Source organism: Methanobrevibacter sp. TMH8, from assembly GCF_020148105.1.
GTDB lineage: Archaea > Methanobacteriota > Methanobacteria > Methanobacteriales > Methanobacteriaceae > Methanobinarius.
The window spans coordinates 32,547-44,563 of sequence record NZ_JAHLZE010000038.1 but is presented as its reverse complement, the minus strand read 5'-3'; the positions used below and the strand labels follow the sequence as shown (position 1 = coordinate 44,563).

20 protein-coding genes are annotated in these 12,017 nt (G+C 31.0%); all 20 read left to right on the top strand.

The window, feature by feature from the left end; genetic code table 11:
* Positions 1–172: 172 nt before the first annotated feature.
* The 20 genes from KQY27_RS08635 (at position 173) to KQY27_RS08540 (ending at position 12,016) form a co-directional block, all read left to right on the top strand.
* Entirely contained in the window at positions 173–811 is a 639-nt protein-coding gene (locus KQY27_RS08635) for an METTL5 family protein (RefSeq protein WP_224426180.1), read from the top strand.
* Between the two features lie 559 nt (positions 812–1,370).
* Complete coding sequence (locus tag KQY27_RS08630; RefSeq protein ID WP_224426179.1) at positions 1,371–2,207, top strand: putative RNA uridine N3 methyltransferase; 837 nt, start codon at positions 1,371–1,373, stop codon at positions 2,205–2,207.
* Between the two features lie 493 nt (positions 2,208–2,700).
* A complete protein-coding gene (gene rpl3p / locus KQY27_RS08625) occupies positions 2,701–3,711 on the top strand; it encodes a 50S ribosomal protein L3 (protein ID WP_224426178.1) in 1,011 nt (336 codons plus the stop codon).
* A 39-nt stretch (positions 3,712–3,750) separates the two neighbouring features.
* Positions 3,751–4,515, top strand: coding sequence for a 50S ribosomal protein L4 (rpl4p, locus tag KQY27_RS08620; protein ID WP_224426177.1), 765 nt, complete (start codon positions 3,751–3,753; stop codon positions 4,513–4,515).
* Positions 4,516–4,624: 109 nt separating this feature from the next.
* Complete coding sequence (locus KQY27_RS08615) at positions 4,625–4,885, top strand: 50S ribosomal protein L23 (protein WP_224426176.1); 261 nt, start codon at positions 4,625–4,627, stop codon at positions 4,883–4,885.
* A gap of 27 nt (positions 4,886–4,912) precedes the next feature.
* Positions 4,913–5,638 (top strand): 50S ribosomal protein L2, encoded by a 726-nt coding sequence (locus KQY27_RS08610; protein ID WP_224426175.1) that lies wholly within the window; start codon positions 4,913–4,915, stop codon positions 5,636–5,638.
* Positions 5,639–5,656: 18 nt separating this feature from the next.
* Positions 5,657–6,067, top strand: coding sequence for a 30S ribosomal protein S19 (rpsS, locus tag KQY27_RS08605; protein WP_224426174.1), 411 nt, complete (start codon positions 5,657–5,659; stop codon positions 6,065–6,067).
* Positions 6,068–6,128: 61 nt separating this feature from the next.
* Positions 6,129–6,590 (top strand): 50S ribosomal protein L22, encoded by a 462-nt coding sequence (gene rplV, locus KQY27_RS08600; RefSeq protein ID WP_224426173.1) that lies wholly within the window; start codon positions 6,129–6,131, stop codon positions 6,588–6,590.
* 4 nt (positions 6,591–6,594) lie between these two features.
* Entirely contained in the window at positions 6,595–7,458 is an 864-nt protein-coding gene (locus KQY27_RS08595) for a 30S ribosomal protein S3 (RefSeq protein WP_224426172.1), read from the top strand.
* Positions 7,459–7,504: 46 nt separating this feature from the next.
* The gene (gene rpmC / locus KQY27_RS08590; protein ID WP_224426171.1) at positions 7,505–7,711 is read left to right on the top strand and encodes a 50S ribosomal protein L29; all 207 of its coding nucleotides are present in this window, start codon (positions 7,505–7,507) and stop codon (positions 7,709–7,711) included.
* On the top strand, positions 7,712–8,053 hold the full coding sequence (gene yciH, locus KQY27_RS08585; protein ID WP_224426170.1) for a stress response translation initiation inhibitor YciH: 342 nt from the start codon (positions 7,712–7,714) through the stop codon (positions 8,051–8,053).
* Between the two features lie 98 nt (positions 8,054–8,151).
* Positions 8,152–8,430, top strand: a complete 279-nt coding sequence (locus tag KQY27_RS08580) for a ribonuclease P protein component 1 (RefSeq protein WP_224426169.1) — start codon at positions 8,152–8,154, stop codon at positions 8,428–8,430.
* A gap of 52 nt (positions 8,431–8,482) precedes the next feature.
* On the top strand, positions 8,483–8,803 hold the full coding sequence (locus tag KQY27_RS08575) for a 30S ribosomal protein S17 (RefSeq protein WP_224426168.1): 321 nt from the start codon (positions 8,483–8,485) through the stop codon (positions 8,801–8,803).
* Positions 8,804–9,202 (top strand): 50S ribosomal protein L14, encoded by a 399-nt coding sequence (locus KQY27_RS08570; protein WP_224426167.1) that lies wholly within the window; start codon positions 8,804–8,806, stop codon positions 9,200–9,202. It abuts the gene before it with no gap.
* Positions 9,203–9,235: 33 nt separating this feature from the next.
* A complete protein-coding gene (gene rplX, locus KQY27_RS08565) occupies positions 9,236–9,589 on the top strand; it encodes a 50S ribosomal protein L24 (RefSeq protein WP_224426166.1) in 354 nt (117 codons plus the stop codon).
* Position 9,590: 1 nt separating this feature from the next.
* Positions 9,591–10,319 carry a 30S ribosomal protein S4e gene (locus KQY27_RS08560; RefSeq protein WP_224426165.1) on the top strand — a complete coding sequence of 243 codons (729 nt, stop codon included), beginning with the start codon at positions 9,591–9,593 and terminating at the stop codon, positions 10,317–10,319.
* Entirely contained in the window at positions 10,319–10,834 is a 516-nt protein-coding gene (locus KQY27_RS08555; RefSeq protein ID WP_224426164.1) for a 50S ribosomal protein L5, read from the top strand. The genes KQY27_RS08560 and KQY27_RS08555 overlap by 1 nt, the downstream gene beginning before the upstream one ends.
* 89 nt (positions 10,835–10,923) lie before the next feature.
* A complete protein-coding gene (locus KQY27_RS08550; RefSeq protein WP_224426163.1) occupies positions 10,924–11,070 on the top strand; it encodes a 30S ribosomal protein S14 in 147 nt (48 codons plus the stop codon).
* A gap of 11 nt (positions 11,071–11,081) precedes the next feature.
* Entirely contained in the window at positions 11,082–11,474 is a 393-nt protein-coding gene (locus tag KQY27_RS08545; protein ID WP_224426162.1) for a 30S ribosomal protein S8, read from the top strand.
* An 8-nt stretch (positions 11,475–11,482) separates the two neighbouring features.
* Positions 11,483–12,016: a 50S ribosomal protein L6 gene (locus KQY27_RS08540; RefSeq protein ID WP_224426161.1), complete on the top strand. Its 534-nt coding sequence runs from the start codon at positions 11,483–11,485 to the stop codon at positions 12,014–12,016.
* The last annotated feature ends 1 nt before the right edge of the window (position 12,017 follow it).

The window sequence follows — 12,017 nt, the reverse complement described above, 5'->3', positions numbered from 1 at the left end:
GTAAATAAAGTAAATTATATAATTTATGTATATTATGTATAAATTTAATTAATTCATATAACAATTAATATTTATCATATAACAATTAAAATTGATATTTATATAATTGATATTTTTATAATTGATATAATTAGGTTTATAATATGTATTAGAAATAATAAAAGGAAACACTATGAATATAACAAAAAAAAGGCATCTTGAAATAGCTATTGAAGATATTCCTAAGTTTGAATCTCCTCAGATTGATTTAGAACAGTATCCCACTTCAGCTCCAATAGCTGCTGATCTTCTTTGGAATGCTAATTCTCTTGGAGATATAGCTAACAAAAATATACTTGATTTGGGATGCGGTACCGGAGTTTTTGCTATTTCTTCTCTTTTACTTGGAGCAAATTCAGCTACTGGAATTGATATTGATCCATATTCTATAAAAATAGCTAAAAAAACAGTGGATGAAATGGAAATATCTAATGCTAATTTTTGTGTTAAAGATATTTATGATATTGATTCAAATTTTATTGATTCAAATTTAAATTTTGACACAGTTATTACTAATCCTCCATTCGGTGCTCAGTCAAGATCTAAAAAAGGAGCTGATAGAATATTTATGGAAATAGCTGTTAAATCAGCTAATGTTACTTATTCTTTCCACATGGCTGAAACTGAAGACTTTGTTAAAAAGTTTTATGGAGGCCTTGGTGGTGAAATAACTCATAAAATGTATTATAAGTTTCCTTTACTTAATACTTACGAGTTTCACACAATGGAAACTCGTGATATAGATGTTGTTGTTTTTAGAGTGGTTAAATAAGCTATTTAATTTTATTTTTGAAATTTATTAGTTTTTTAATATTAATGTTTTTTTAGCTTTTTCATTTTTTTTTATTGAATAATTATTATGTTAAAATTTTATTTTTCATTTTTTTCATTATGAATAATATATTATTACAATAATTTTCTCTTTTTATAAAACAGATATTAGTAAAGCTTAAATACCTTTTTAACAATAATTTAATAATATATATTCAATTAAATATATTGAAATATATTAAAAATAACCTTTAATTTAGAAATTTGTAGCTATAATTAAGGTTATTATTAGATATTATTTATTGTATTATTGTTATTTTTACTAAATATAGATATATACTAATATATTTAATCATTGATTCTTATTAGTGAATATCACAGGACATTTATGTATTGTGATAATATTTAATGGAAATAATTAATGTAAATAAATATAATATTCTAATGAAAAATTAGCTACAGATATTATAATTGATATAATATTAACTTATAGATTTACTTAGTGGTAACTATCACTGTGATGGTAATCTTTATATATAGATGATGATAAATATCTATAAATGCATAAAAAACAGGTTTCTGTATTTATTCCAGATTCATTTTTAAGTGAAACAAGCGATTTAAAACTCAAGACATATAAAACTGGAGTTATAGGTCGTGCGTTAGCTGTATTTAATGTGAATCAAGTTGTTATATACAAAGATCTTTCTTACAAAGATGATAAATTTGCTGCGGATGCTGATTTTATGGCTGATGTATTGGGATATATGAATACTCCTCAATATCTTCGAAAAAAAGCGTATCCAATCAAATCTGAGTTAAAGCATGTTGGAATCCTTCCACCACTTAGAACTCCACATCATCCAACTGATTCTGATGTAAAAGTCGGTGAATTTAGACAGGGTTTTACAGTCAAAAGAACTAAGAAAGGTACTTTTGTTGACATTGGAATGGAAGGTAGAGATAACCTAGCTTTTTGCAAAGAGCAACTAAGTGTCAATAAAATCTTTAGTTTTAAAGTCACTAAAGTCGCAAAAGAGGTAATAGTCACACCCGATGAACCTGATGATGTTTATTGGGGATATGAGATATTATCCACTCATAAAAGTCTTAAAAATAGCTTAAAATTAGTTAAACCAGATTTTGTTGTTGAAACAACAAGATATGCTGATACAATAAATTCTATTTTTAATGAATTTGAAGAAAAATTAGACTCTGTAGATAAACTTGCTATTGTCTTTGGTGGTCCTTATTCCTCAATTTCAGAGGAATTAGATGGATTTTCCTGGGATCTAATTAAGGTTAATACCGTCCCTTCCCAAGGAACTGAGACTGTCAGAACCGAAGAGGCAGTTATTTCCACTCTGTCTATCATTAATATGTTACTAACTAGCTGATTTCATTTGAAATTAAGTTTTCAAGGGATATTCAAGAAATTTAGCCATATTAATAAATTTGATTATAGTATTGAACTATAATTTGTAAATTAAGCTTTTAATTTGCTATTTGTTAGCTTGATTGCTGTCAAATTAGCTTGTTTGCTATTTATTTAGATAATATGCTGTTTATTTAGTGTATTCTATATCTAATTAATCATAGCTAAACCTTAAAAAGTTTTAAAGTTTCATATTTATCTAGCAATATTGCTATGAGTATACTCTTTAATATAATGAAAAGTATTGTATGTATATAATATACTTAATTGTATAATGTTTCAATGCTTTAAGTATGTTAAAATATAGTTGTATTGCTATTTATTAAATAAATCTAGATTTAATTAATAATGAAAATTTAAAAAATCAATTCTAATTAATTAAGGAAATATATTCGAAAATATAGTCGATTAATATCGATTAATACAAAAAGATGTAAAAAAAGGAGGTTAAATAAATGGTTAGACATCACCAGCCAAGGAGTGGATCAGTTGCATTCAGTCCTAGAAAAAGAGCTGCTAAAGAGACACCAAGAGTTAAATCTTGGCCTCAAGAAGATGAGCCAAAATTATTAGGGCTTGCTGGATACAAAGTTGGTATGACTCATGCCATGATGGTGGACAATGATAAAAATTCTCCAACCAGTGGTATGGAAGTATTCACACCTGTAACTGTATTGGAAGTACCCCCTGTTGTAGTAATGGGAGTGCGGGCATATGAAAAAACTACTTATGGATTAAAAGTTATTACTGAAGTTCTTGCAGATAATTTAGATAAAGAACTTTCTAGGAAGATTTCACTTCCAAAAGAATACAATCAATCTGAAGCTATTGCAAAGATTCAGGAAGCTTTAGAAGAAACTGAAGACATTAAAGTCTTAGTTCACACAAACCCTAAAGCAACATCTGTTCCTAAGAAAAAGCCGGAAATATTTGAATGTGGTATCGGAGGAAAAACTGCAGAAGAGAAATTAAACGCGGCTCTTGAATTACTGGGCAATGAAGTTAAAGCTACTGACATATTTAGTGATGGTCAGTATGTTGATTCTATTGCTACTACTAAAGGAAAAGGATTCCAAGGACCTGTTAAAAGATGGGGTATTAGGATACAGTATGGTAAAGCTGCTAGAAGTAGTAAAAAGAGACATATCGGTTCAATGGGGCCATGGACTCCATCAAGAACTATGTGGACTGTTCCTCAAGCAGGACAAATGGGTTATCATAAGAGAACAGAATACAATAAAAAAATCTTGAAAATTGGAGATGCGACTGATGTAGATGCAGTCAATCCAGAAGGAGGATTTATAAAATATGGTTTAGTTAAAAACGACTATGTTTTAGTTAAAGGATCCTTACCTGGTCCAAGTAAGAGATTAGTTATTCTTAGGAAAGCTATGAGGGCAAAAGGTAAGTCCAATGATGCACCTCAAATAAACTACATAAGCACAAAGTCTAAACAAGGTGTTTAATTATTTTTTTTATATAGATGTTTATTAAGGTGTTTATTTATGAAAGTTAACGTTTATACAATGGAAGGAGAAGTCAAAGAAGAAATCGAACTTCCAGCTATTTTTAATGAAGAATTTAGACCTGATCTCATAAAAAGAGCAGTTATATCTTCACAAACAGCTAGAGTACAACCATGGGGATCTGACCCTATGGCAGGTAAAAGAACTTCTGCAGAATCCTGGGGTTCAGGTAGAGGTGCAGCTATGGTACCGAGAGTTAAAAATGGTTCCAGAGCAGCATTCATTCCACAAGCTATTGGTGGAAGAAGAGCACACCCTCCAAGACCTCAAAAAGTTTATCATGAAAAGATAAATGTTAAAGAAAGAAGATTTGCTATTAGGTCTGCTGTTGCAGCAACTTCAAATTCAAATCTTGTAGAAGAAAGAGGCCACAAAGTGCAAGATATTCCTCAATTACCTTTAATTGTTGATGATGATCTTGAATCAATTAAGAAAACTAAAGAAACTAGAGAAATTTTTAAAAATTTAGGAATTTTTGATGATATTACTAGAGCAAAGAAAAATACAAAGATTCGAGCTGGTAAAGGTAAACTTAGAGGTAGAAAATACAAAAAAGCTAAAGGTCCTCTAATAGTTGTAGCTGATGATAAAGGCATTAGTTTAGGTGCAAGAAACCATGCTGGTGTTGATGTTGTAACTGTTGAAAATTTAAATGCGGAATTATTAGCTCCAGGTACTCATCCTGGTAGATTAACTGTATTTACTAAATCCGCTATTGAAAAGTTAGGAGGATTATTCCAATAAATTCTATAAGTTCTAGATAAATTTTAAAGTAGAAAAACTCTAAGGTAGAATTTAAAACTAGATATTCATTAGAATTTAAAAAATTGGAATAGTTAAGAAGGTGGATAATATGGATCCGTACTCAGTTATTGTTAGACCTCATGTTACTGAAAAAACTATGAATTTAATCGATCAAAAAAATGAACTCACATTTGTTGTTTTGAGAGAAAGTAATAAAACAGCTATCAAAAATGCTTTTGAACATTTATTTGATGAAAAAGTTAAAAAAGTAAATACTCACATCAGTTCAAATGGATTAAAATTAGCATATATCTCTCTTATAGAAGAGAATGCTGCTGAAGATATAGCTGTTAAAATGGGAGTATTCTAATTAAACTTAACATAAGGAGAATAAAAAATGGGAAAACGATTAATACACCAAAGAAGAGGAAGAGGAACTCCTGCTTATCGTAGTGCTTCTCATCGTTTTAAAGATAAGATTCAATACAGAACTTATGATAAAATCGAAAAAGAAGGCAGTTTGAAAGGTAAAGTCATAGATATAGTTCATGACCCAGGAAGATCCGCACCTATTGCTCAAGTTAAGTTTGAAAATGGTGAAAAGAAATTTATACTAGCTCCTGAAAGCATTCAAATTGATGATGATATTGAATGTGGTGTTTCAGCTTCAATTAGTTTTGGTAATTCATTACCTTTAGCTGAAATCCCTGAAGGAACTCCTATTTATGACATTGAAAATAGACCAGGAGATGGTGGAAAATTTGTAAGATCTTCTGGAACTTATGCTTCTTTAATTACACATGATGCAGATAAAGCAGTTATTGAACTCCCGTCAGGAGAGTTAAAATCATTTAACCCATCATGTAGGGCTACTATCGGCGTTGTAGCTGGTGGGGGAAGAAAGGACAAACCATTCCTTAAAGCAGGTAAAAGATGGCATGCCTATAAAGCTAAAGGTAAGAAATCTATGACTGTTAGAGGAGTAGCTATGAATGCTGTAGATCACCCTCATGGGGGAGGAAACAGACAACATCCAGGACGACCTACTACAATTTCAAGACATGCGCCTCCAGGAAGAAAAGTTGGTTCAATTGCAGCTAAAAGAACAGGTAAGAGAAGATAAATTTAAGGTTGTGACTGTTTGGCAAGAAAAATATTTAAATATCAAGGTTACACTCTAGAAGACTTACAAGCTATGTCTTTAGAGGATTTAATGGAAATTTTACCAGCAAGACAAAGAAGATCCTTGAAAAGAGGATTTTTACCAAGACAACAAATTGTGCTGGATAAATTTAGAAAGTTGAAAAAGCAAGAACAAAAAGGTGGAAAACCTTTAGTTATTAAGACTCATTGTAGGGACATGATAGTATTACCTGAAATGGTTGGTACTATTTTTGGAATTTATAATGGTAAAGAGTTTGTTGAAGTAGAATTTACACCAGAAATGATTGGTTGCTACTTTGGTGAATTTGCACCAACCCGACAAAGAGTTCAACATGGAGACCCAGGTATGGGAGCTACCAGATCATCTATGTTCGTGCCTCTTAAATAGAGTTGCGGAGAAGATTGATTAATAGGGTATAATATATAGAGTAAAATAAGGAGATTATTGTATGGCTGATATTAATTATGCTTATAATGATGAAGATACCTCTAAAACAGCTCGTGCTATGGGTAAAACTCTTAAAATTTCTCCAAAGCATTCTGTTGAGATATGTAGAGCAATTAGAGGAATGAATGTTGAAAAAGCAAAAAATTACTTAAATGAAGTAATCGAAATGAAAAAAGCTGTTCCTTTTAAAAGACATAATAAAAAAGTAGGACACAGAAAAGGATTACAAGGTTGGCCTAGTGGAAGATATCCAGTTAAAGCAGCTTCAGAAATTTTAAAAATTATAGAAAATGCTGAAGCTAATGCTGAATATAAAGGTTTAGATACAGAAAATTTAAAAATTATTCACAGTTCTAGCCACAAAGGTTTTGTTATTAAAGGAGGAATTCCAAGAGCATTTGGAAGAGTTACTCCGTTTAACACACCAACAACCCATATACAAATCGTTTTAGGGGAGGCTTAAATTAATGATTGAAAAAGATTTTGTCACTGAAGGTCTCAAAAGGACCAAAATTGATGAATATTTAGAAACCGAGCTTGAAAGAGCAGGTTATGGTGGAATGGATGTTCAAGTTACTCCTCTCGGTACAATGGTAGTTGTATATGCTGAAAGACCAGGAATGGTTATTGGTAGAGGTGGAAAAACTGTAAGGGCTATTACTCAAACACTTAAAAATGATTTTGATCTTGATAATCCTCAAGTTGAAGTTAAAGAAGTTGATGTACCAGAACTTAATCCAAAAATTATGGCTTATAAAATTGCATCAATGTTACAAAGAGGTATGCACTTTAGAAGAGTAGCTTATTCAACTATTCGTAGAATTATGGGTGCTGGTGCTCAAGGTGTAGAAGTAACTATCTCTGGTAAAATTAGAGGTTCAAGATCTGCTGTTGCAAAATTTGTTGAAGGATACATTAAAAAATGTGGTGAACCATCAACAAGGTTTGTAAAAGAAGGTTTTGCAACTGTACAACTAAAACCTGGTGTTTTAGGAATTTTTGTTAGAATAATGCCTCCTGAGGCTGTTTTACCAGATAAAGTTGACATTCTCCCTCCAACAATTGAAGCTGTTGAAGAAACTGAAGAGGCAGTAAAAGTTGAGGAAGAAATTACTATAGTTGAAGATAATGATTCTGAAATTGTAGAAGAAGAAGTAGAACTTGAAGAGCTCGAAGAACTTGAAGATGCTGAAGATATTGAAGCTAATGATACTGAAGAATCTGAAGATATTGAAGAATCTGAAATAGCTGAAGATATTGAAGAAGTTGAAGATGAAACGGATTCATCTGAAAAAGTTCCTGAAGAAACTTCAGATAAAGAGGATGATTAATTTAAATCCTTTTTAAATTAATATTTATTTATAAGAGTTGAAATAAATGGCAATTTTAAGAAGTAAAGAAATTTGGGAAATGGAAATTGAGGACATTCAGGAAAAATTAAATGAACTCAAAGCAGAATTAGCTAAAAATATTTCTAAAAGTTCTGCTGCTGGAGTTAATGAGAATCCTGGAAAAATCCGAGAACTTAAAAGGACTATTGCTCGTGTTCTTACAATTATGAACCAAAAACAGAAGGAGAACTAAATGAAAATCTGTGATGTATGCGGTCTTCCGGAAGAACTTTGTGTTTGTGAAGAAATTGCAAGAGAAGTTCAAACTGTTAAAGTATATACAGTTAGGAGAAGATTCGGAAAACTTATGACAATTGTAGAAGGTATCGATGAACATGATATTGATATAAAAGAGCTTACCAAAGAATTAAAAGCTAAATGTGCTTGTGGGGGGACAGCTAAGAAAGGTCAAATAGAACTTCAAGGAGATCATAAAAGAAAAGTTAAAGAAGTTTTATCTGATATGGGCTTTTCTTCAGATACTATTGAAATCAGAGATTCTGATAAAAAATTCAATAGAAAAAGAAGAAACTAGTCTTTCTTCAATTAATATCAATAAATAATTGCATATACATTTAAAGATATTTTAAAATATACATTGTCAATTAACTCACGATTCGTTTATTAGATAATATGATAACTTCAAAGAATGTTTTCTATCATGAATTAATAGGATTATATTCAGAAGTTGTTAATAGTTCTAATAAATTTTTAATTGGAATTAGTGGGAATATCATAGATGAAACTAAAAAAACTATCTCAATAGAAACTGAAAATGGAATAAAAATTATTCCAAAAGATATTTCAGTTTTTCATCTATTTCTTCCAAATGGAGAATGGGTTGAGATTGAAGGGAAAATTTTGGTTAGTCGTCCTGAAGATAGAATAAAAAAGAAATATAAAAAATTATAATTGAAGATTATAATTATTTAAAAACGGTTATAAAAATTATATTGGTGATAAAATGGTTGGTCTTAATGTTCAACAAGTAGAAACTGAATGTGATGATGATAACTGTCCTTTTCACGGAACCTTGCCAGTTAGAGGTCAAATCCTTGAAGCGGTTGTGGTTAGTGATAAGGCAGAAAGGACAATCACAGTAGAACGTAGTTTCTACAAATTCATACGAAAGTATGAGAGATATGAAAAGAGAAAATCAAAAATTAATGTTCACAAACCTGATTGTTTCAATGTAAAAGTTGGAGATTCAGTTAAAATTGCAGAATGTAGGCCTTTAAGTAAAACTAAACATTTTGTTTTAGTAGAAGTAAAAGGAGATAGCTAAATGAAGACTCTCACATCTAATGTATCTAAATCTTTACCTATTGGAGCTCGTCTCCAATGTGTAGATAATACTGGTGCACGTGAAATTGAAATTATATCTGTTAAAGGATATAAAGGAGTGCGTAGGAGACTTGATGTTGCTGGAGTCGGTGATCTTGTAGTTGCTTCTGTAAAAAAAGGAACTGCAGATATGCGTCGAGAAATTGTTAATGCTGTTGTCGTAAGACAGAAAAAAGAATATCGTCGTGCTGATGGTCTTCGTGTGAAATTTGAAGATAATGCTGCTGTTATTATTACTCCTGAAGGAGTTTTGAAAGGATCTGAAGTAAGAGGTCCAGTTGCTAAAGAAGCAGCAGACAGATGGCCTAGTGTAGGAAGTGCTGCAAGCATTTTGATTTGATTACATTGGTTATTAATTAATTAAGGTGAAAAAATGTCAAAACAACCAAGAAAGCAAAGAAAAGCTCTTTATAATGCACCTTTACACGCTCGCCGTAATATTATGAGTGTCACTTTAAGCAGGGATTTAAAAGAAGATTATGAAAGAAGATCTTTACCTGTAAAGGTTGGTGACACTGTACAGATCATGCGTGGTGAATTTAAAGGGCATGAAGGAAAAGTTGAAGGCATAGATGCCAGAAACTATAAAATTACTGTTGAAGGAGCTACATTGAGTAAACCTGATGGAAACTCAGTATTTTTCCCAATTCACCCATCCAATTTAATGATTGTTGATGCGGACTTAAAAGACGAAAGAAGAAGCAGAATTATTGAGAGGAAGGAATAAAATGGCAAAAATGGGATCAAGAAAGCATCTTAAAAGGTATAAAGCTCCTAGAAATTGGCCTATAAGTCCAAAAGAAAATGTTTGGACTGTCAAACCCGCAGCGGGACCTCATTCTATTGAAGATTCATTATCTTTACTCGTTGTAATTAGGGATATATTAGGGCTAGCTGATAACTCAAGAGAAGCTAAAAGAATTATTAATACTGGAAAAGTATTAGTTGATGGTAGGGCTAGAAAAGATTACAAATATCCAGTTGGTTTTATGGATGTAGTTCAAATTCCATCATCTGAAGAAGTTTATAGGGTTCTTCCAGATTTAAAAGGTAGATTAACTCTTCATCCAATTTCAAAAGAAAATGAAGGATTTAAATTATGTAAAATAACAAATAAAACCACTATTAAAGAAGGTAAAACTCAATTGAACCTTCATGATGGTAGAAATGTTATTGTTGAAGAATCTTTTTCTGCTGGGGATGTAGTTAGTTTAAAAGTTCCTGATCAAGAAATTACTGATAATTTCAAATTTGAAGAAGGAGCATTAGTTCTTATTACTGGTGGTAAACATATTGGTGAAATTGGTATAATCAATGAAATCAATATTAATAAATCATCCAATCCTAATACTGTTGTTGTTGAAAATAATAAAAAGGAAAATTTCCTTACATTAAAAGATTATGCGTTTGTTATTGGAAAAGACAAACCTGAGATTTCACTTCCTGGAGGTAAATGATGAATCCTATGGAAGAAGTTGGCATTGCTAAAGCTACTTTAAATATTGGTGTTGGAGAATCTGGTGAAAGATTATCTCGTGCTATGAATCTTTTAACTACTCTATTTGGACAAGAACCTGTTAAAACTTTTTCTAAGGTTACAAATCCTGAATTTGGAATTAGAAAGCACCAACCTATCGCTTGTAAAGTAACTTTACGTGGTGAAAAGGCTGATAATGCTATTAAAATGATTTTAGATGGAATTGGTAATCGCCTTGGAGAACAACAATTTGATGATCAAGGGAATGTTTCTTTTGGTATAGCAGAACATATCGATATACCTGGAATTCGTTATGATCCAGATATTGGTATATTTGGAATGAATATTTCTGTTACTTTTGAAAAACCTGGTTATAGGATAAAAAGAAGAAAGATTCAAAAAAGGAAAATTCCTAAAAGACACATGGTTAAAAAAGAAGAAACTATGAAATACATGGAAGAAAACTTCCAAGTAAAGATTGGTGAAGAAGAGTAAATTGATTATAAAATTGAATTTTGAAATAATTAAAAAATAATTATCAAAATCAAAAAATATCAATTACTATAAATAATAATTAAGGTGATATGTTGCCAAGAAAATACGGAAAAGCAGCAAAAAAATGTAGTCGTTGCGGAGATCATTCTGCTATGGTCAGTCGTTATGGGCTCATGTTATGCAGGCAATGTTTTAGGGAAGTTGCTCCTAAAATTGGATTTAAAAAATATAATTAGAGGTGTTTATTATGACTCTTATGGATCCTCTCGCAGATGCTTTAACTAATATAAGAAATAATGAACTTCAGGTTAATGAATCTTGTTCTATTTCTCCTGCCTCTAAATTAATTGGGCAAGTTTTAAGCACTATGCAAAAAGAGAATTATATTGGTGAATTTGAATATATAGATGACAATAAGGCAGGAAAGTTCGAAGTAGAACTTGAAGGTAATATCAATCAATGTGGTGTTATAAAGCCTCGTCATGCTGTAAAAAAAGATGAATTTGAGAAATTTGAAAAAAGATACTTACCAGCAAAAAATTTCGGAATTTTGATCGTAACCACTCCTGAGGGTATTATGACCCACAAGGAAGCTAAAGAAAAAGGTATTGGCGGTCGTTTGTTGGCTTATATGTATTAGGTGATAAAATGGTTCTAGTTGCTAATATTACCGAAGAAATAGAAATTCCTGAAAGTGTAGATATTACCCTTGGCGATGATGTAACTATTAAAGGACCTCAAGGTGAAGTGTCCAGAAAATTTACATATCCTAATATATCTATGAAAAAAGAAGATAATAAAATAATTTTAGAAACTTCTTTTCCTAAAAAGAAAGATAAATCTATGATTGGAACAACTCGTGCTCATATTAATAATATGATTACTGGAGTTACAGATGGTTTCACATATCATATGAAAATTGTCTTTGCTCACTTTCCAATGACTGTTAAAGTCGCTGGAGATAAAGTTAATATTGACAATTTCCTTGGTGAAAGACATCCTCGAGTTGCTAAGATTGTTGGTAGTGCTAAAGTTAATGTAAAAGGTGATGAAGTCACTATTACTGGTATTAACAAAGAAGATGTTGGTCAAACTATGGCTAACTTAGAACAAGCTACTAAAATTAAAGGAAGAGATCCAAGAGTATTCCAAGATGGAATATATCTTATAGATAAAGCTTAAA